The sequence below is a fragment of the Streptomyces sp. TM32 genome (genome assembly GCF_004122755.1).
Classification (GTDB): Bacteria; Actinomycetota; Actinomycetes; order Streptomycetales; family Streptomycetaceae; genus Streptomyces; species Streptomyces sioyaensis.
Genome location: NZ_SDIG01000021.1, coordinates 1 through 19,373, shown reverse-complemented (window position 1 = coordinate 19,373; position 19,373 = coordinate 1). Strand labels below are relative to the sequence as shown.

Annotated in this window: 18 protein-coding genes and 1 pseudogene; 6 read left to right on the top strand and 13 right to left on the bottom strand. The window is 71.0% G+C overall.

What is annotated here, in order from left to right; genetic code table 11:
* Nucleotides 1–94 precede the first annotated feature (94 nt).
* Together EST92_RS07770 and EST92_RS07765 are read right to left on the bottom strand one after the other, a co-directional pair.
* Complete coding sequence (locus EST92_RS07770) at nucleotides 95–352, bottom strand: WhiB family transcriptional regulator (RefSeq protein WP_003983230.1); 258 nt, start codon at nucleotides 350–352, stop codon at nucleotides 95–97.
* Between the two features lie 320 nt (nucleotides 353–672).
* Nucleotides 673–1,656, bottom strand: a complete 984-nt coding sequence (locus tag EST92_RS07765) for a diacylglycerol kinase family protein (protein WP_129280198.1) — start codon at nucleotides 1,654–1,656, stop codon at nucleotides 673–675.
* Between the two features lie 95 nt (nucleotides 1,657–1,751).
* On the opposite strand from EST92_RS07765, the gene EST92_RS07760 reads away from it, so the two are divergent.
* Nucleotides 1,752–2,213: a hypothetical protein gene (locus EST92_RS07760; protein WP_129280197.1), complete on the top strand. Its 462-nt coding sequence runs from the start codon at nucleotides 1,752–1,754 to the stop codon at nucleotides 2,211–2,213.
* An 89-nt stretch (nucleotides 2,214–2,302) separates the two neighbouring features.
* On the opposite strand, the gene EST92_RS07755 is transcribed toward EST92_RS07760, so the two are convergent.
* From EST92_RS07755 to EST92_RS07740, 4 genes are all read right to left on the bottom strand, one after another.
* On the bottom strand, nucleotides 2,303–3,262 hold the full coding sequence (locus EST92_RS07755; RefSeq protein ID WP_129280225.1) for an RNA polymerase sigma factor SigF: 960 nt from the start codon (nucleotides 3,260–3,262) through the stop codon (nucleotides 2,303–2,305).
* A 43-nt stretch (nucleotides 3,263–3,305) separates the two neighbouring features.
* Entirely contained in the window at nucleotides 3,306–3,719 is a 414-nt protein-coding gene (locus EST92_RS07750) for an anti-sigma regulatory factor (RefSeq protein ID WP_006603191.1), read from the bottom strand.
* Between the two features lie 289 nt (nucleotides 3,720–4,008).
* Nucleotides 4,009–4,497: a GNAT family N-acetyltransferase gene (locus EST92_RS07745; RefSeq protein WP_129280196.1), complete on the bottom strand. Its 489-nt coding sequence runs from the start codon at nucleotides 4,495–4,497 to the stop codon at nucleotides 4,009–4,011.
* 32 nt (nucleotides 4,498–4,529) lie between these two features.
* On the bottom strand, nucleotides 4,530–4,790 hold the full coding sequence (locus EST92_RS07740; RefSeq protein WP_129280195.1) for a UBP-type zinc finger domain-containing protein: 261 nt from the start codon (nucleotides 4,788–4,790) through the stop codon (nucleotides 4,530–4,532).
* A 59-nt stretch (nucleotides 4,791–4,849) separates the two neighbouring features.
* On the opposite strand from EST92_RS07740, the gene EST92_RS07735 reads away from it, so the two are divergent.
* Complete coding sequence (locus tag EST92_RS07735) at nucleotides 4,850–6,451, top strand: Na+/H+ antiporter (protein ID WP_129280194.1); 1,602 nt, start codon at nucleotides 4,850–4,852, stop codon at nucleotides 6,449–6,451.
* A 14-nt stretch (nucleotides 6,452–6,465) separates the two neighbouring features.
* On the opposite strand, the gene EST92_RS07730 is transcribed toward EST92_RS07735, so the two are convergent.
* Nucleotides 6,466–7,419: a pyridoxal-phosphate dependent enzyme gene (locus tag EST92_RS07730; protein WP_129280193.1), complete on the bottom strand. Its 954-nt coding sequence runs from the start codon at nucleotides 7,417–7,419 to the stop codon at nucleotides 6,466–6,468.
* A gap of 837 nt (nucleotides 7,420–8,256) precedes the next feature.
* On the opposite strand from EST92_RS07730, the gene EST92_RS07720 reads away from it, so the two are divergent.
* Nucleotides 8,257–8,979 carry a GntR family transcriptional regulator gene (locus tag EST92_RS07720; RefSeq protein WP_129280191.1) on the top strand — a complete coding sequence of 241 codons (723 nt, stop codon included), beginning with the start codon at nucleotides 8,257–8,259 and terminating at the stop codon, nucleotides 8,977–8,979.
* 698 nt (nucleotides 8,980–9,677) lie between these two features.
* On the opposite strand, the gene EST92_RS07715 is transcribed toward EST92_RS07720, so the two are convergent.
* The 4 genes and pseudogenes from EST92_RS07715 to EST92_RS07700 all read right to left on the bottom strand — a co-directional run bounded on the left by EST92_RS07715 (nucleotide 9,678) and on the right by EST92_RS07700 (nucleotide 12,596).
* Nucleotides 9,678–11,312, bottom strand: coding sequence for a recombinase family protein (locus EST92_RS07715; protein ID WP_129280190.1), 1,635 nt, complete (start codon nucleotides 11,310–11,312; stop codon nucleotides 9,678–9,680).
* A gap of 76 nt (nucleotides 11,313–11,388) precedes the next feature.
* Nucleotides 11,389–11,559: pseudogene (locus tag EST92_RS07710) on the bottom strand (1-aminocyclopropane-1-carboxylate deaminase); the annotation flags it as partial.
* 46 nt (nucleotides 11,560–11,605) lie between these two features.
* Entirely contained in the window at nucleotides 11,606–12,196 is a 591-nt protein-coding gene (locus EST92_RS07705; RefSeq protein WP_129280189.1) for an N-acetylmuramoyl-L-alanine amidase, read from the bottom strand.
* Between the two features lie 166 nt (nucleotides 12,197–12,362).
* Entirely contained in the window at nucleotides 12,363–12,596 is a 234-nt protein-coding gene (locus tag EST92_RS07700) for a hypothetical protein (protein WP_006603185.1), read from the bottom strand.
* A 308-nt stretch (nucleotides 12,597–12,904) separates the two neighbouring features.
* Between EST92_RS07700 and EST92_RS07695 the strand changes: the two genes are divergently transcribed.
* Both EST92_RS07695 and EST92_RS07690 read left to right on the top strand, forming a co-directional pair.
* Nucleotides 12,905–13,831 (top strand): glutaminase, encoded by a 927-nt coding sequence (locus EST92_RS07695; RefSeq protein WP_129280188.1) that lies wholly within the window; start codon nucleotides 12,905–12,907, stop codon nucleotides 13,829–13,831.
* Between the two features lie 115 nt (nucleotides 13,832–13,946).
* Nucleotides 13,947–14,180 carry a hypothetical protein gene (locus tag EST92_RS07690; RefSeq protein ID WP_129280187.1) on the top strand — a complete coding sequence of 78 codons (234 nt, stop codon included), beginning with the start codon at nucleotides 13,947–13,949 and terminating at the stop codon, nucleotides 14,178–14,180.
* A gap of 54 nt (nucleotides 14,181–14,234) precedes the next feature.
* On the opposite strand, the gene EST92_RS07685 is transcribed toward EST92_RS07690, so the two are convergent.
* Nucleotides 14,235–15,173 (bottom strand): beta-ketoacyl-ACP synthase III, encoded by a 939-nt coding sequence (locus EST92_RS07685; protein WP_129244502.1) that lies wholly within the window; start codon nucleotides 15,171–15,173, stop codon nucleotides 14,235–14,237.
* A gap of 335 nt (nucleotides 15,174–15,508) precedes the next feature.
* Entirely contained in the window at nucleotides 15,509–17,818 is a 2,310-nt protein-coding gene (locus EST92_RS07680) for a heavy metal translocating P-type ATPase (protein ID WP_129280186.1), read from the bottom strand.
* A 413-nt stretch (nucleotides 17,819–18,231) separates the two neighbouring features.
* Here EST92_RS07680 and EST92_RS07675 point away from each other — a divergent pair, with 413 nt between their 5' ends.
* Nucleotides 18,232–19,317 carry a magnesium and cobalt transport protein CorA gene (locus EST92_RS07675; RefSeq protein ID WP_129280224.1) on the top strand — a complete coding sequence of 362 codons (1,086 nt, stop codon included), beginning with the start codon at nucleotides 18,232–18,234 and terminating at the stop codon, nucleotides 19,315–19,317.
* The last annotated feature ends 56 nt before the right edge of the window (nucleotides 19,318–19,373 follow it).

Sequence of the window (19,373 nt, the reverse complement as noted above, 5' to 3'; positions counted from 1 at the left end):
AGCTCTTGCGATGCGATTACGACCGGGCTGATCGGCTCCGGAGGTGCATCGGGGGTACTGCGCGCTGCGGCTCGGGGGCCACGGGGCGGCTGGCTCAGGCGCTGGCGTTGCGCGCCCGGTTGCGAGCTGCACGGCGCTTCATGGCGCGGCGCTCGTCCTCGCTCAGACCTCCCCAGACGCCGGAGTCCTGGCCGGACTCGAGCGCCCACTGCAGGCACTGCTCCATGACGGGGCAGCGGCGGCAGACGGCCTTGGCTTCCTCGATCTGCAGGAGCGCAGGACCGGTGTTGCCGATGGGGAAGAAGAGCTCGGGGTCTTCCTCGCGGCAAACGGCGCGGTGACGCCAGTCCATGGCTGCTCCATCTCCTCGTGTGACGGGATCGTTGCTTGTGAATGTGAACGCTTTCACGAATCCCTCCACAAGGGAAGGGCCGAACCCCAGTCGTGAACTGGCGCGGTCCTGAAGAATGAGGAGGAGGATTCGGGCTCTCAAGGGGGCCGGTGAAGCGGCCGTCCCGATCGCCAGGAAGAGACTCGCAAACCTCGGCTGCGGATACAACCCCTTCCGGAAACTTTTTTTTGAATCCTTGGTGTCGCCTAGCTCACAGCCGTCATTCCAGGGGGTGGAAACCAGTCTAAACGTTCGAGTGAAAGGACTTTGGCCCCTACTGCTCACACAATCACACGCAGTGCACGGCGAACGCCTGTGAACGTCACACTCGTACGCAGTCCCAGGTGGTCACCGTCCATCTGGAAGGGCAGCGGCACCTGCGAATGCAAGGTGAAGTTCGTGAGGTCGTGATGTGAGAGTGCGTGCTTGCCGTGGGGCCCGCGCTCGGGTGTGGACGTCAGGAGCTGGGTGACGTACCGGGTCACCGCGGCCGGTGAGAGCTTGCTCAGTGCGAACACGTCCAGGGCCGTGTCGAACGAGGCGTCCGGCGCCGGGTAGATCGGCCGATTGCCCAGGTAGGACCACGGAGCCGTGTTGCAGATTATGGCCAGCGCGAGGTTCTCGACGATCTCCGCGGCGCCCTCGGTGTCGCCCGGGCGTTCGAGGGTGATCACGCCCCGCCTGCGGTTCGCCTCGCCCAGGAACTGCCGTACGACCTGTCGCACGTACAGGGCGTGGGTCGAACGCTTGCCGCGCTCGCGCTGCTGCTCGACCCGGCCGACGACACCGGCGTCGAAACCGAAACCCGCGCAGAAGGTGAACCAGCGTTCCGGTACGCCCTCGTCCTCGGTGCCGGGCGTGCCCGCGGCGAGGCCCAGACCGATCGTGCGCTCGCTGCCGTCGCGCAGCGCGTCCAGCAGGGCGCCGGTCGCCTCCACCACGTCGTTGGGCAGCCCGAGGGCGCGGGCGAAGACATTGGTGGAGCCGCCGGGGACGACGGCCAGCCGGGGATGTGACTCCGGATCAGGGCCGCTCGCCAGCAGACCGTTGACGACCTCGTTGACCGTGCCGTCGCCGCCGAGCGCCACGACCAAATCGGTCTCCCCGCCCTCGGTGGCCTGCCGGGCGAGATCACGTGCATGCCCGCGGTACTGCGTCTCGGCGACCTCCAGCTTGAGGTCGCTCGCGAGCGCGTGGGTGAGGACCTCCCGGGTGCGGACACTGGTGGTGGTTGCTGCGGGATTGACCACGAGGAGTGCGCGCATATGGAGCAGCGTACCTACCTGCTGTTACCGGTCTTACGCCCCGTCCGCCCCGGGGCGTCCCCGGCGGCGGCGCGCACCGGCGCTACCCTGCTGGGGTGAGCAGTCAGCAGAAGCAGTCCCCGTCCCGAGCCGCCGACGGCCCCGCCGTCCAGGAGCCGGCCGGTCCGCGGCCCGCCCGGTTGACCGCCGCCGCGGCGCTCACCGCGGTCGAAGGGCTGGCGCTGGCCGCTCTCGGTGCGTACATGCTGATCATGGGGCTCGCGGGTGCGCCGGACAGTGCGCAGCAGGCGGAGATGGGCGGGCTGACCGTCCTCGCGCTCGCGGTGCTGCCGCTGGTGGCCGCGCGGGGGCTGTGGCTGCGCCGCCGCTGGAGCCGGGGCCCCGCGCTGATCACCCAGATCGTGGCGCTGCCGGTGGCCTGGACGCTGGTGAACGGCGGCGGTGCGCTGATCGCGGCCGGCATCGCACTGGCCGTGGCCGCGCTGGTGGTGCTCGTCCTGCTGGTCAATCCGACGGCCACCGAGGCCCTGGGCATCGGGCCGCGGGAGGCTCCCTGACCGGCGCGGGGAACGGAACGGACGAAGGGGCGGGATCCGGTGGATCCCGCCCCTTCGGCTGTCGGCCGGTGCGTGCGCGCCGGGTCCGTTCACTCCTCGACGAGCAGCTTGTCGCGCAGCTGGGCGAGGGTGCGGGCCAGGAGCCGGGAGACGTGCATCTGGGAGATGCCGACCTCCTGGGCGATCTGCGACTGGGTCATGTTGCCGAAGAACCGCAGCAGCAGGATCTTCTTCTCCCGCGGCGGGAGGTCCTCCAGCAGCGGCTTGAGGGACTCGCGGTACTCCACGCCCTCCAGCGCCTCGTCCTCGGCGCCCAGGGTGTCGGCGACCGCGGGGGACTCGTCGTCCGTGTCCGGGACGTCCAGGGAGAGCGTGCTGTACGCGTTGGCGGACTCCAGGCCCTCCAGCACCTCCTCCTCGGAGATCGCCAGATGCTCGGCCAGTTCGTGGACGGTGGGGGCCCGGCCGTGCCGCTGGGACAGCTCGGCGGTCGCGGTGGTCAGCGACAGCCGCAGCTCCTGGAGGCGGCGCGGGACGCGGACCGCCCAGCCCTTGTCGCGGAAGTGCCGCTTGATCTCGCCGACGACGGTGGGGGTGGCGTAGGTGGAGAACTCCACCCCGCGGTCCGGGTCGAAGCGGTCCACGGACTTGATCAGACCGATGGTGGCGACCTGGGTCAGATCGTCCAGCGGCTCACCGCGGTTGCGGAAGCGTCGCGCCAGATGCTCGACGAGCGGGAGGTGCATCCGCACGAGAGCATTGCGCAGCTCCGCGCGCTCCGGGGAACCGTCCGGCAGTCCGCGCAGTTCGTAGAACATCGCCCGGGCGCCGCTGCGGTCGTGCGGCTCCTGGGAATGCTGGTGATCCTGCAGCTGGTGTTCGGGGGCCGGCGCATCGTGCTGATGCTCCTGCTGCCCCGGCTGCTCGCTCTGCTCCATGTGGTCCGCCCGCTCTGCCTGCTCCGCCGCATTCAACCGGCCGCCGTGGTGGGACACGCCCACCGGATGCGGCCGGGCCTGCTGCCCGGGGATGGTGGTACCGGCCGCCATCCGCCCGCCGCGTTCGAGATCTTTCACGGGGCCCCCTGTTCGGTCATGACGGTCCGGGACCGGCGCCGCGCTCCTTGTACAGACTGATGGTGACCGTCTGGTCCTCGGCGACGGTGGAATCGACCTTGCCGGCGAGTGCGGAGAGCACCGTCCAGGCGAAGGTGTCGCGCTCCGGGGCGCGGCCGTCGGTCGTCGGGGCCGACACCGTGACCTGAAGTGCGTCGTCGATCAGGCGGAAGACGCAGCTCAGCACGCTGCCGGGGACGGCCTGTTGCAGCAGGATCGCGCAGGCCTCGTCGACCGCGATGCGCAGATCCTCGATTTCGTCGAGGGTGAAGTCCAAGCGGGCTGCGAGTCCGGCCGTGGCCGTACGCAGCACGGACAGGTAGGCACCCGCAGCGGGCAGACGGACTTCCACGAAGTCCTGAGTCCCGGGCTCGCCTGCGATCTGGGACACCCTCACCTCCAAGGTGGCACAAGCTGGTTGAGCTGGAATGCGCGATATTCGCGTTGTTCGGGATATGCGCCGGCCTTTTTCCCCTTCCGTGAAAGAAGAACGATCAGGCGCGATGCATGGTTCGGCTGTGACGCTATCGCGATCTGTGGGCCGGTGTCGCCCGGAAGAAGGACGACTGCCGTCCGGAGGGCGATCCGGCCCCGGGTCTCCCGGCGCCACCGCTGTTACTGATTGTAAATCCACGGGTACGGAAAGTGGCTAGGGGTGTGCACTGCCAAATCGATGCCGATTACGCTCCGTTGACGCGTGAGGTGGCGGCAAGGTTGTGCAGTGCCTCCCCAGTGAGCCGGAAGGTCGTCCATTCGTCCATGGGCCGGGCCCCGATGGACCGATAAAAGCCGATGGACGGTTCATTCCAATCCAGGACCGACCACTCGAAACGCTCGTAACCGCGGGCCACGCAGATCTCCGCGAGAGCCGCGAGCAGCGCCTTGCCATGACCGCCGCCGCGCGCCTCGGGGCGGACGTACAGGTCCTCCAGATGGACACCGTGCGTGCCCGTCCACGTCGAGAAGTTCCGGAACCACAGGGCGAAGCCGACCGGGGCGTCACCGGACTCCGCGAGCAGGGCGAAGGCGGCCGGCTGCGGGCCGAAGAGGGCCTCCTTCAGCTGCGGCTCGGTGGCCTGCGCGGCCTCGGGCTCGCGCTCGTACGCGGCCAGCTCGCCGATCATGGCCAGGATGGCGGGGACGTCCTCGGGGGTCGCTGCGCGGATCATGTCTGAAGGCTAAACGGACGCCGTCCGGCTCTTCACACCAGCTGCTGATCGACGAAGCACCAGCGCCAGGAGTCGCCCGGTTCGAAGGTCCGCATCACGGGATGGCCGGTCTCCTCGAAGTGCCCGGTGGCATGCCGGAACGGCGAGGAATCGCAGCACCCGACATGGCCGCAGACCAGGCAGAGCCGCAGCTGTACGGGGTGGCTGCCGACGGCCAGGCACTCCAGGCAGGTGGCGCTCAGCGGGGCCGGTTCGGCGCGCGGCAGTCCGGGAACGTGGGGGCACTCGCTCATGATGGCCAGGTTAGAGCGCCGGGACGGCCGGCGGAGAATACCGGGACGGGACGGGGCCGATGGCTGTCATGCCGCTGTTGTTGCTGGTCGCGGGGAGCGCGGCGGTCGCCGGACTGGCACGCCGTACGCCGGTCCCCGCCCCGCTGCTGCTGGTCGCCGCGGGGCTCGCGGCCTCCGCCGTCCCGGGCCTGCCGGACTACACCCTCGATCCGCACATCGTGCTGCCGCTCGTGCTGCCCCCCTTGCTGCACACCGCGGCGCTGGACAGCTCCTACCTGGACCTGCGGGCCAATCTGCGGCCGGTGGCGCTGCTGTCGGTGGGCTATGTCCTGTTCGCCACGCTCGTGGTCGGCTGGGCGGCCCATCTCGTCGTCCCGGGCCTGCCGCTGACCGCCGCGCTCGTCCTGGGCGCCGTGGTCGCGCCGCCGGACGCGGTCGCGGCCACCGCCATCGCCCGCAGACTCGGGCTGCCGCACCGGATCACCACGATTCTGCAGGGCGAATCCCTGGTCAACGACGCCACCGCGATCACCGCGTACAAGGTCGCGCTGGCCGCGGCCCTCGGCGCGGCCGCCACCTGGGGAGAGGGGTTCAGGGCGTTCGCCGTCGCGTCCCTGGGCGGCATCGGCATCGGCGTCGTCCTGATGGTGCCGCTGCACTGGCTGCGGGTCCGGCTGCGCGAATCGGCGCTGCTGGAGAACACCCTCTCGCTGCTCATCCCGTTCGTCGCCTACGCGGTGGCCGAGCAGTTCGGCGCCTCCGGTGTACTGGCCGTCGTCGTGGTCGCCCTCTACCTGGGCCACCGCTCCTGGCAGGTCGACTTCGAGACCCGGCTCCAGGAGGAGGCGGTGTGGAAGATGGTCTCCTTCGTCCTGGAGTCGGCCGTCTTCGCGCTGATCGGGCTGCAGCTGCCGGTCGTGCTGCGCGGCCTGGGACGGTTCAGCGGGCCGCAGGCCCTGGCGTACGCGGTGGTGCTGTTCCTGGTCGTGGTCCTGGCGCGGTTCGTGTGGGTCTTTCCGGCCACCTATCTGCCGCGCGCCCTGTCGGCCCGGATCCGCGCCCGCGAACCGGGGGTGAACTGGACCGCGCCGGTCATCGTCGGCTGGGCCGGGATGCGCGGGGTGGTGTCGCTGGCCATCGCGTTCTCCATCCCGGCGGCCGGGCACGGCGCCGGCGCCTTCCCGGCCCGCAACCTCGTGCTCTTCCTGACCTTCACCACCGTCATCGCCACCCTGGTGATCCAGGGGCTGACGCTGCCGCCGCTGATCCGCGCGCTGAAGCTGCCCGGCCGGGACGCCCAGGCCGAGACGCTGGCCGAGGCAGAGGCGCAGAACGAGGCCTCGCGGGCCGCCGAGGAACGTCTGGAGGAGCTCTTCCGGGACGACCGCAACGCCCTGCCGGGACCGCTCGCCGACCGGCTGCGCACGGTCATGGAACGGCGCCGCAACTCCGTGTGGGAGCGGCTCGGCGCGGTCAACGAGGTGACCGGGGAGTCCGCCGACGAGACCTACCGGCGGCTGGCCCGGGAGATGATCGACACCGAGCGGCAGGTGTTCGTCCGGCTGCGGGACGCCCGGCGGATCGACGACGAGATGCTGCGGACGCTGCTGCGCAGGCTGGACCTGGAGGAGGCCACGGCCTACCGGGAAGTGGCGTCGTAGGGGAGGGGCGAGCCTTATGGCCGACCGGTGACCACGGCGGCCACTGCGCTGCCGGGGGCGAAGGCACCTTCCCCGGCCAGCGTGGTCAGCCCGTACAGCAGCTTGGCGACGTAGCTGCGCTCCAGCGGCAGCCCGTGCCGGTCCTCGAAGGCGTCCGCGAACGCGTCGAGTTCAGGGGTGCGGCGGGCATAGCCGCCGCAGTGGAAGCGGTCGTCCAGCCGCCAGGTGCCGCGCGGCCCGCCGAACGCGGCGGTCTGCAGCTCCGCGACCGCCCGCCCCAGGAAATGCGGACGGCCGCCCTTGAGCACCGGGAAGCCCAGGGCGCGCTGTCGCGGGCCCAGCCCGGCGGCGAGTCCGGCCAGCGTGCCGCCCGTGCCGCAGGCCACCGCGACCGTGTCCGCCACGCCGCGCAGCTCCCGGCCCAGCTCCGTACAGCCTTGGGCGGCAAGGGAGTTGCTGCCGCCCTCCGGTATGAGGCGGAATGCGCCGAAGCGGTCGTGCAGGACGGCGAGGACGTCCGGGTCGGTGGCGCGGCGGTAGCGGGTCCGGTCGAGGAAGTGCAGCCGCATCCCGTCGGCGGCGCAGCGGGCCAGCGACGCATTGAGCGGCCGCCCGGCCAGCTCGTCGCCGCGGACCACGCCGATGGTGCGGAAGCCCAGCAGCCGGCCCGCCGCGGCCGTCGCCCGCAGATGGTTGGAGTACGCCCCGCCGAAGGTCAGCAGCGTGCGGTCGCCGGCCGCGGCGGCGGCCCGCAGATTCGGCTCCAGTTTGCGCCACTTGTTGCCCGGAGGGTACAGGTCCACTGGTCCAAGCGCAGCCGTATCCCACGGCAGCGTGGTGTGGATCAGGTCGTCCCGTTTCAGGAGCAGCCGCACGCCCCGGCGGGCGAACCGCTCATCCTCGATCTCCTGGACGGGCGAGGGAGGACGGGGCCGGAGGGCGGTGGCGAGGTCTACGGGGTGGTTCACCCGTCCATTGTGCGTTGCGGGCCGGGAGCAGGCAGGGCCAGCGAAAAGCCCCGCCCGCATGCCATGGGGTGGCAGCGAGCGGGGCCAATGGCTACGCCCTCACCGCCGAAGCGGCACCCACGTGAGCGCGCCGCCTAGAACTGGCGCACCTTCGGGCGGACCGGGGCGAGAGCCTGAGCACGTCGACTCAGACGGGACACGGCCTGTCCCTGCTCATGGCTGGTCCAGTCGGGGGCGTCGCCGTTTCCCGTGCCGCTGGGGTGCAGCCAACAGCACGGAGCTCAAGGGCGGGCAGCGTCATCGGGTGCCCACGTCGGCACAGCACCTACTGGCGCCCCTTGGCCCGGCAGATGGAGCACGGGAAGGGGCACGGTGGCACTTCCACCCCTTGAGGAATCGCCACTACTCCGGAATGCGCGTCCGCGCGCCCGTCTAATGGCTTCCACCAGCCCTCAGGGCTATCAGCTTCCGGCGTGACCAGCTCGGGGGCGCTCATCCAGCCTCACCGTGCCCGCGGCCGTGGTTCCTGATTTCCCGAGCAGCAGCGCAGGCGGCCGCCCAGTCGTTCCGGGCCCGTGCTTCCCGGCGCTGAACGGCGAGCGCGGTACACACTTTGCAGCCTATGGCCGGGTCACCCTCCAGCAGCCGACCGTCCAACGGAGACTCTGGGGGAGTTTCCTGATAGGTCCTCGGATTGGTCATGACCGGATCCTCGCTCGCCGTTTGATTGAGTGAACTAGGTCAGTATCTGAGTGGCCGAAGCACTCCCGCTACGGTTCGCGGTGCTCTAGTGTGCCGAGCAGGATCGAGACCCAACTTGCGTGAGGAGCACGGGAGATGGCCAGCCCGAAAACATTCACGAAGATCGCGGATCACTTCCGGGAGCGGATCCTGTCGGGCGATCTGGAGCCAGGGGCGAAGGTGCCCACGAACCGAGAGATCTCGGGGCAGTGGCAGGTAGCCGCCGCCACCGTGTCCCGCGCCCTCCAGGCACTACAGGTCGAGGGGTACATCCGGACCACCCCACGGGGCACATACGTTGCCGATGACCCGGTGTGGACACTGTCAGCACGTGACAGGCTCGCCAGGGTTCAGCGCGTGAAATCGCTCCTCGCAGATGGCGAGACCAGCCGCGTCACGGCCGCTGAACTGGTGACCCCTCCCCTGTACATCGGCGAGATCTTTGATCTCGATACAGGAGATCAGGTCGTTCGTCGGGAATGGCTGGCAGGGCGAGGCAAGACCCGGACAGTGTTCGCAGTCACGTGGTATCCAGCAGCGTTCGCCGCTCTCGTACCCGACCTGCTGAACACCGCGCCGGGACGCAACCACGGGGTGTCAGCGAAGGTACTGGAGGTCACAGGGCGCACGATCACTCACGCCCGGGACGACATGCACGCCCGACCCGCAGACGCGCGCGAGGCAAGCGCCCTGGGGCTCCCTGTGGGCTCCCCCATCCTGGCAGGCGCACACCGCTGGTCAGACGCCGACGGGGTCATTGAGTACGGGGAATGGTGCCTGCCGCCCCGGTTCACGATCGGGTACGAGTACCAGCCCTGACGGTTTACGAGTCGGCCGTCACGACCCGCCGCGCACTGGCCCGGTACGACCCCGCACTGGCCCGGTACGACCCCGTCTGCCAACTAGCCGTCTTGGCCGCTGCCGGGCGCAGCCTGCAAGCCCCGTCGAGCCGACCGCTGACGCCCCGGCACTCCCGGCCGCTCAGCCGACGCCGGAAAGCGATCCGTGTTCGACGAGGCAGCGGCCGGGGGCGAGCGTGTCTAACTTTTCTTCACTTCATCAAGGGCGCGCCTACGGCGCGCCGGGCGGCCCGGCCGCCCCGGCCGGGCGTGCGGCCTTCGGCCGGTCCCGTCCGGGCGGCCCGGCCGCCCCGGCCGGGCGTGCGGCCTTCGGCCGGTCCCGTCCGGTCGGCCAGCCGCCCTGCTCCCTTGCGTCCTTGAGGCGTGCGAGCGTCGCCACTACGTATCGGCGTGACTCGTCTGCACTCCCTCCAGGACGCCTCATCGCGGCCGGGCGCTTGTGGCTGGGGCGGACGGCACTGCGAGGCTTTAGGCAGCTCCCATGGGGCGAGCCTCCAAGAACAGGGGGCCAATCGGGCACTAACGCGGGCAGGACATGTGCCTGCCCGATTCGCCGCACGAGCGTATGGCCCCCTGTTCTCTCACCCCATGGCAGCTACCGCCCAAAGCCTCGCAGCGCCGGCCGCGTGCCCACAGCGCGCCACCAGGCACCGCGCGTCAAGCCGCCGACTGCCACGCGGCAGGCTCCGGATCAAACCAGACGGTGTTGTGCAGCCGCCGGTTATCCACCTTCAGCGGCTCCTGCTTCGACCCCACCCAGTGGAAGCAGCAGCGCGCGTAAAGCTCCCAAATGCTGCGCTTGCCGGGGCCCGGTGGGGGGAGCAGCGTCACAGAGTGGAGCACGACGCGGAGGAGCATCCTGGCCCGCTCCAGGTCGGCCGCAATCCATGCCTTGTGCAGTACGTCTGGATCGCGCAGAACTTCGGGATCCAACGATGCGGCGATCTCTGCCAGCTCAGCACTCATGGGCTCTAGCTGGGCCTCGATTGCGGCTCGAAGTTGCTCATACCGATTTTGCCCCTTGGCTCCCTTGAATCGGCCTTGCACGTAGTAGGCATCATCAAGCGAGTCCATCCGCGCTTGTGCTTCTTCCGCCGTCAGGGCCAGCTCAGCACGTCGTGCGCTTTCCTCGGGTTTGTCGTACGCCAGCCAGCGGAGAGCGAGGGACCGGAAGGCTTCATGGTCATCCGGGAGATTCGAGACGCGCGAGATGAATGCCGCACTCAGCACGGTGTCAGCATCGTTGACCAGTACAGACATGCCCTGGCATGCAGCCTTGCCCATATTCACGCGTCGATAACACCGGTATTGCGGACCGCCTTTCGTCATGTTGCCGCCGCAGCGGCCGCATTTCAGTAATCCTGAAAGGAGCGATTGCGCCGCAGGCTTGCCGCGTCGTCCCGCAGCCAGCGATTCGGAGGTACGCGACCGCAGCGCGGCCAGAATTCGTACCCGCTCGCCCACAGTGATGACGCCCTTGCCTACGCGGACGGGCTCACCGTTCGCCCCGATCATGGGCTCATCTGTCGCACGCCAGCGCTCGCGCCCAGCAGTATCCGTGTAGCGCTCGTGCACAGGCATCAGTCCGGCCCACGCCGGAGAGTGCGCGAGCTGCGTGATCGTGGACGACCGCCATTTGCCGCCCCGTCGAGTCCTCACGCCGTCTGCATTGAGCGCGCCAGCGATGACACCCGCTGCCTGATTTCCGAGAAGAGCATCAGCAATTCGGCGCGCTGGCTCGTACTCCTTCGGATGCTCCTCGGTTGCCTTCTTGCCTTTCCGCACGCGCAAGCCGAAGGGAGGTTGACCACCCGGCCATTCCCCCGTGACCTTCTTCGCTGCCTTCGTGCGACGGGTACGCAAGGAGGTGTTGTAAGACTCGGAGCGCGCTTGCTCGGCCAGCCAGGCGAAAAGCCCCCGATGCTGCGGAACGCTGCTGTCGAGCCCATCCATATGGGCGAGCAGCCGGGCGCCCTTCGCCTCGAACTGGTCGAGTACCTGCCCCACTTGGCCCATGCCTTTTCGGCTCAGTCGGTCGAGCTTCCAGACGAGGAGGTGTCGCACTTCCCCGGCCAGCACGGCGGAAATCGCCGAGTCGAATTCCTCTCGAATTACCTCCGCTTTGAATGCGGAAAGTTCCTCTTTCCAGACCTTGCGAACGGTCAGACCCTCGCGTTCGGCGCGCTGCCGGAGGTCACTTTCATGAGCCTTGAGAGTCGTCTTGTCGTCCTGCAAGGTGCTGCGCCGGAGGAACAGATCGCACAGCTTGGCAGGGTCCGTTACCTTGCCCATGAGTCCACCTTCCTGGAAGGCGTCACGGGCTGTCCACGGTTTAAATGACCAGGCCAGGCCCGCAAACACCAGTCGGCTTACTCCTGGGCAGATCCGGGTGGATCAGATCGTCCCGCTTGAGCAGCAGCCGTATCCCGCGGCGGGCGAACGGCCCGTCCGTGAGTTCCTGGACGGGTGAGGGCAGACGCGGGCGCAGGGTGTGCGGGTCCGGCGGGTGGCCGGGGGCGGTGCGGGTCACCCGGCCCATTGTCCCGGGTGGCGCCGCGGTGGGCCCGGCGCGTACCGCGGCCCGCTCATTTCAGCCGGTCGCCGATCCGCTCGCGCAGCCAGTCCATCGTGTAGCCGCGCGGATCGACCTTGCCCGGCTGCCACTCCAGATGCCCGATCACCGAACGCTCGGTCCAGCCGTGCGCCCGGCACAGCGCCGCCGCGGCCTTCTCCACGGCCTCCAGCTGCGCCGGCGGCCAGGGGTCCGTGCCGTCGCCGAGGTTCTCGCACTCGAAGCCGTAGAAGAAGCAGTTGCCGTCGGTGTCGGCCTCGTTGTCCGGCGGCAGCCGCTTCTCGGCGATCACCGCGCGCAGCACGTCCCCGTCGCCGAGTCCCGCGTGATTGGCGCGGCCGCAGCCGACCAGATGCACCGTGCCGTCCTTGGTGATCACGCCGTGGCACAGCGGCCCGGGCAGGTCCGGGCGGCCGTCGTAGCAGAGCTGGACGGTGCTGTCGGCGCCGGAGGTACCGGTGTGGTGCACCATCACGCCGTGCACCGGGCCCCAGGGCCCCTTGCCGTTGCGGTTGTGCGTCTCCCAGCCGGCGACCTCGGCGACCCGCAGGCCCTCGGCCGTGAGCGCGTGGCGGAACCGGGCGGCGGACAGTGGTACGGACATGGCCCACTCCGATGCGGACACGGCGGCCGCCGACCGCGCACCGCCTCCTGTCTCGCTTGTACGGGACCGGGCCGGGCCGCGGGAGGGGAACGGCGAAAAGCGGGCCGGCCGTTCGGGGGATGAGCGAGCGATTTCGGCCTCGCGCGCGGCGGGACCGGGCGCGGTGTTATCCGTGCAGGAAGGCGTCGCCGTGCGCGTTGACGTGCGCTTCGAGGGCGTTGAGCGCGTCCTGGGTCGCCTCGGGGGAGCCGCTGCCGCGCCGCTCGGCGAAGTAGGCGGCACCCAGCTTCTTCAGCAGGTCGTTGCCGGCCCGCTGTTGCTGTACCTCGTCGACCTTCTGCTTGCCGGCCTCCAGGCCCTGCCGGGCCTGCTCCTTGGCGCGGTCGAGAAACCCTGTCATGTGCCACCTCCGTGAGTCCGTGTCGTAAGGGATCAACGGCGCGGACCGCCGTGGGGTTCCCGTGCCAGGCTGGGCGATGCGGGCGCGGAGCGCGAGACGGGTGGGCCACCCGGCGTAGCCGGCGGATACCGGGAGCGGGTGTCCCGGCCGCCCGGCGCGAGGAGGCGAATCCGCCGTGCACCGTTCCCGCTGCGGCCGGTGGTTCCGACGGCACGGCGGCTGCCCGGCCCAAGAACCCGGCCGTGCGGTGGAGTCACTGGTGGGGGCTCCCCTGGGGGCGCCGGGCACGCCGGGTTAGCGTGTGCGTCATGGACTACCAGGCCGTTCTGGAAGAGGTAGCGGCCTACGCCCGGCCGCTGGTGCGACGGGGGCGCGTCGCCGACTACATACCGGCGCTCGAACGGGTCCCCGCGGACCGTTTCGGGATCGCGGTGGCCGACATCCACGGTGCGGTGCACGGCGTCGGCGACTGGGAGGTCCCGTTCTCCGTCCAATCCATCTCCAAGGCCTTCTCGCTGGCGCTGGTGATGGCCCAGAGCCCCGGCAGCCAGGGCGAGGACGGCATCTGGAAGCGGGTGGGCCGCGAACCGTCGGGCACGCCGTTCAACTCGCTGGTGCAGCTGGAGGCGGAGAACGGCATCCCGCGCAACCCGTTCATCAACGCGGGCGCGCTGGTGGTCACCGATCGGCTGCAGACCCTGACCGGTGACGCCAGCACCTCGATGCTGGAGTTCCTGCGGGAGGAGAGCGGCAACCCGGACCTCGCCTTCGATCCGGCGGTGGCCGAGTCCGAGGCCGGCCACGGTGACCGCAACGCGGCGCTGGCCCACTTCATGGCGTCCTTCGGCAACCTGGAGAACCCGGTCCCCAGCGTCATCGAGCACTACTTCTGGCAGTGCGCGATCGAGATGAGCTGCCGGGACCTGGCCGTGGCCGGCGGATTCCTGGCCCGCCACGGGCTGCGCGCCGACGGCAGCCGGCTGCTGGAGGCCCGCGAGGCCAAGCGGATCAACGCGGTGATGCTCACCTGCGGGACGTACGACGCCGCCGGGGAGTTCGCCTACCGCGTCGGGCTGCCCGCGAAGAGCGGGGTCGGCGGCGGCATCATCGCCGTGATCCCCGGGCGCTGCACCCTGTGCGTGTGGAGCCCCGGCCTCGACGCCCGGGGCAACTCCGTCGCGGGCGCCGCGGCCCTGGACCACTTCACGACGCTGACCGGCTGGTCGGTGTTCTAGCCAGGGCCTGAGGGGGCATGGCCGCGGCCCGCCCCGGCCTGCCCGGTGCGTGGCCGGGGCTGCCGTTGTGTCCCCTGGTCCGCTGGCGCATCGTGGGCGTAGGAGGTGCAGCGCCATGGAGCACGAGATGCGCGCCGAGTACGAGGAAGGTGTCCTGCCGCACGCGGACACACCGGTGAAGATCTGGCACATGGTGCGGCTGGACGGCACCCTCGCGATGTGCGGACGGGAGCTGGCCCCGGCGGCCGCCACCCAGTCGGCCGAGGTGTGGGGCACGCCCCAGGGGGAGCCGTTCTGCCACAGCTGCGGCGCGCTGTACCTGCGTGAGCACCCGGGGGACATCGCGTAGCCGGTCGTCCGTGGTGGCGCGGTCCTGGCCGGACCAGACCAGGCCCGGTGCGCCTCAGGGGCAGCGGATGACCTGTCCCGCGTACGAGAGGTTGCCGCCGAAGGCGAACAGCAGCACCGGGTCGCCGGCGGCGATCTCGCGCCGTTCGACCAGCTTGGACAGCGCGAGCGGGACGGAGGCCGCGGAGGTGTTCCCGGAGTCGACGACGTCCTTGGCGACCACCGCGTTGACCGCGCCGAGCCGCTCCGCGACCGGCTCGATGATCCGCAGGTTGGCCTGGTGCAGCACCACGCCGGCGAGGTCGGCGGGCGTGATCCCGGAGCGTTCGCACACCTGGCGGGCGATGGCCGGCAGCTGGGTGGTCGCCCAGCGGTAGACGGTCTGGCCCTCCTGGGAGAACCGGGCCGGCTCGCCCTCGATACGGACCGCACCGCCCATCTGCGGCACCGAGCCCCACAGCACCGGCCCGATCTCCGGGTCCGGCGAGGCGCTGACGACGGCGGCCCCCGCCCCGTCCCCGACCAGCACACAGGTCGTGCGGTCCGTCCAGTCGACGACGTCGGTGAACTTCTCCGCGCCGATGACCAGCGCATGCTTCGTGGAACCGGCCCGGATGGCGTGGTCGGCGGTGGCCAGCGCATGGGTGAAGCCGGAGCAGACGACGTTGAGGTCCATGGTGGCCGGGGCGCTGAGCCCGAGCCGGGCGGCGACCCGGGCCGCGGCATTGGGGCTGCGGTCGGCGGCCGTGCAGGTGGCGACCAGCACCAGGTCGATGTCCTGCGGGGCCAGTCCGCTGGCGGCCAGGGCCTTGGCTGCGGCGGCGGCCGCCATCGCGTCCACGGTCTCGTCGGGGGCGGCCACATGCCGGGTGCGGATACCGACCCGGCTGCGGATCCAGGCGTCGTCGGTGTCGACGATCTTGGCCAGGTCGTCGTTGGTGAGCACGCCGGAGGGCTGGTAATGGCCGAGGGCCAGGATGCGTGACCCGGTCATGAGTTCCCCTGTACGTCGTGGGCGGTAAGTCACCAGTCTCACCCCTCGCTCCTGGCCGGTGGCTGCGTGAACTGCCAATCTTCCGTCGCCAGAACTGGAGACAGTAGTCAGAACCGGGGCCGGCGCCCGCCGTTCCGGACCCGTGGGCGCCCCGCACGGTGCGGGGCGCCCACGGGCGGCGACGCGGGATCGCGCAGGGGCAGCAGCCCGCCCGATCCAACGGCAGAGCGGGGGCCCGCGGGGGGTATTGCTCCGCTCGCGGGCGCGTCCTGCGGCCGGCGGGGCGCGCGCCCCTGACCATCGGGCGCGCCCCGACTTCCGGGCGCGTCCGGCGACTATCCGGCGAGCGCCCGGAAGCGGCGCAGCCGCAGGCTGTTGCCGACGACGAAGACCGACGAGCAGGCCATCGCGGCCCCGGCGATCATCGGGTTGAGCAGTCCGGCCGCGGCCAGCGGCAGCGCCGCCACGTTGTAGCCGAACGCCCAGAACAGATTGGTCCGGATGGTGCCGAGGGTGGCGCGGGCCAGCCGGATGGCGTCCGCCGTGGCCCGCAGATCGCCCCGGACGAGGGTGAGGTCCCCGGCCTCGATGGCGGCGTCGGTGCCGGTGCCCATCGCCAGCCCCAGGTCGGCGGTGGCCAGCGCGGCCGCGTCATTGACGCCGTCGCCGACCATGGCGACCGAGCGGCCCTCGGACCGCAGCCGCTCCACCACCGCCACCTTGTCCTCGGGCAGCACCTCGGCGATCACCTCGTCGATCCCGACCTCGGCCGCGACCGACGCCGCGACGGCCTGGTTGTCGCCGGTCAGCAGCACCGGGGTCAGCCCCAGCGCGCGCAGCCGGCGCACCGCCTCGGCGCTGGTGGGCTTCACCGCGTCGGACACCACCAGCACCGCGCGCGCCGCGCCGTCCCAGCCGACGGCCACCGCGGTACGGCCCCGGGCCTCGGCCGCGGCCCGGGCCGTCGCCAGCGCGGGCGGCAGGGGCAGCTCCCGCTGCTCCAGCAGCTGCGCCCGGCCCACCACGACGGCGTGGCCCTCGACCACACCCGTCACGCCCAGGCCCGGGACGTTCGTGAACTCCGCGGGGGTGGGCAGGGTGCCGGCGCGGGACGCGGCCTGCGCGGCGACGGCGCGGGCGACGGGGTGCTCGGAGGCGTGCTCCAGCGCACCGGCCAGCCGCAGCACCTCCGCCTCCGACTCGCCCTCGGCGAGATGGATCCCGGTCAGTGTCATCACGCCGGTGGTGACCGTGCCGGTCTTGTCCAGGACGACGGTGTCCACCCGCCGCGTCGACTCCAGCACCTCGGGCCCCTTGAGCAGGATGCCGAGCTGGGCGCCGCGGCCGGTACCGGCCATCAGCGCGGTGGGGGTGGCCAGACCCAGGGCGCACGGGCAGGCGATGATCAGGACCGCGACGGCGGCGGTGAAGGCCGCCGCCGCGCCCGCGCCCGCGGTGAGCCAGTAGCCGAGGGTGCCCAGGGCGAGCACGATCACGACCGGGACGAAGACCGCGGAGATCCGGTCGGCCAGCCGCTGCGCCGCGGCCTTCCCGTTCTGCGCCTCCTCGACCAGCCGTCCCATCCGGGCGAGCTGGGTGTCGGCGCCGACCCGGGTGGCCTCGACGACCAGCCGGCCGCCCGCGTTGACGGTGGCGCCGGTGACGGTGTCGCCGGGGGAGACCTCGACCGGTACGGACTCGCCGGTGAGCATCGAGGCGTCCACGGCGGAGGCACCCTCCAGCACCGTGCCGTCGGTGGCGATCTTCTCGCCGGGCCGGACGGTGAAGCGGTCGCCGACGCGCAGTGCGGCGGTCGGGACGCGGACCTCCCGGCCGTCCCGCAGCACCGTGACGTCCTTGGCGCCAAGCTCCAGCAGCGCCCGCAGCGCCGCCCCCGCCTTCCGCTTCGAGCGGGCCTCGGCATAGCGGCCGGCCAGGATGAAGGTGGTGACCCCGGCCGCGGCCTCCAGGTAGAGGGCGCTGCCGCCGTCGGTGCGGGAGAGGGTCAGCGCGAAGGGGTGGGTCATCCCCGGCATGCCGGCGGTGCCGAAGAACAGCGCGTACAGCGACCAGCCCATGGCGGCGAGGGTGCCCATCGAGATGAGGGTGTCCATCGTGGCGGCGCCGTGCCGCAGGTTCGTCCAGGCGGCCCGGTGGAAGGGCCAGGCGCCGTACGCCACCACGGGCGCGGCCAGGGTCAGCGACAGCCACTGCCAGTAGGTGAACTGCAGCGGCGGCACCATCGCCATCAGCACCACCGGGACGGAGAGCGCGAGCGAGATCAGCAGCCGCCGGCGGAGCGCGGCGAGCGGGTCGGCGCCCTGGCCGTCGGCGCGGTCGCCGTCCGCGCCCTCCGCCGCGCTGCGGTCCGCGCCGTCCGGGAGCTGGGCGGCGGCCGGTGCGGCGGCCGGCGGCCGGGGGACCTCGGCGGTGTAGCCGGTCTTCTCCACGGTGGCGATCAGGTCCGCGGCCCGGACGCCGCTGCCCTGCGCGAGGGTCACCTTCGCCCGCTCGGTGGCGTAGTTGACGGTGGCGGTGACGCCTTCCATCCGGTTGAGCTTCTTCTCGATGCGGGCGGCGCACGAGGCGCAGGTCATCCCGCCGATCTGCAGCTCGACGCCGTGCTCTCCGATCGCGGTGGCCATGAGTGCTCCTCGGTGTGCTGCGGGTGTCCGTCCCCAGTGAGAACCTTATACCCCCTCGGGGTATTCCCGGTCATGTGATGGCTCACCCCCTGGTCGTCTCGTGGCCGGTGAGGGCTGCGGCATGCGCTGTCGGCTGTCCGGATCGCCGACGGGGTCCTCGCGACGACCGGAACGCCGGCCGGTTCTCGGCACGGTAGCCGTGGGGCGCTCTCCGTCGGCCCCGGCATCGACGGTGCCGGCGGCCAAGGGTCGGCGGTATCCGCGGAGTTGGCCCGCTCGCGGGGTCGCCCGGGCCGGCGCGCGGCCCGGATCCCGAGGCGCCACCCCGCGTTTCCGTACCATCACGCCGCGTGAAAACGCGCGCTCCGCCGTACCGTTCCCGGGCCGGCGCGGGCCATACTGGCCCGGTGTCGATGATCAGCAACCTCCGTAAGGCCGTCCGGCTGCCGCAGCCGCGCACCCGGGGAGTCGACCTCAGTCACCCGGCGCGCTCGCCGCTCGGCACCGCCGTGGTGAACTGCGCGGTGTACGTGGACGGCGTACGGCAGGACGGCGATCACCCGGCCGATGTGGCGATCCGGCGGGTCCGTGGCTCGCGCAAGGGATTTGTCTGGATCGGTCTGCATGAGCCGTCCGAGAAGGAATTCGCCGGAATTGTCGAGCTGTTCGGGCTGCACCCGCTCGCCGTCGAGGACGCGGTCTACGCTCATCAGCGGCCCAAGCTGGAGCACTACGACGGCTCGCTGTTCACCGTCTTCAAGACCGTCCGCTATGTCGAGCACGACCGGCTCACCGACACCAGTGAAGTCGTGGAGACCGGCGAGATCATGGTCTTCACCGGCACCGACTTCGTGATCACCGTACGACACGGCGGGCACGGCTCCCTCGGTCCACTGCGGGAGCAACTGGAGTCCGTGCCGGAGCAGTTGGCGCTCGGCCCGTCCGCGGTGCTGCATGCCGTCGCCGACCTCGTCGTGGACGACTACCTCGATGTCACGGCCGACGTCCAGGCCGACATCGACGACGTCGAGAGCGAGGTCTTCTCGGTCCGCGGCAGCGGCGGCGCCGGCCGGATCTACCAGCTCAAGCGCGAACTGCTGGAACTGCGGCGCGCGGTGGCCCCTCTGGACGGGCCGATGCAGCAGCTGGCGACGCGACCCATGCGGGAGGTCGACTCCCGGATCACGACGTACTTCCGCGACGTCGCCGACCACCTCGACCGGGTCACCGAGCAGATCACCGCCTTCGACGAACTGCTCAACTCCATACTTCAGGCCCATCTCGCCCAGGTCACCGTCGCCCAGAACGAGGACATGCGCCGGATCAGCGCCTGGGTCGCGATCCTCGCCGTGCCGACCATGGTCTGCGGCGTGTACGGCATGAATTTCGACCATATGCCGGAGAAGCACTGGACGTTCGGCTATCCGCTGGTGATGGTGCTGATCGTGGCCGCCTGCTGGGTGATCCACCGCGGCTTCAAGCGGAACGGCTGGCTGTAGCCGGGCGCCGCCCGCCGCCGCCCACGGCCACCACGCCGATCACCGGCCACTGGCCC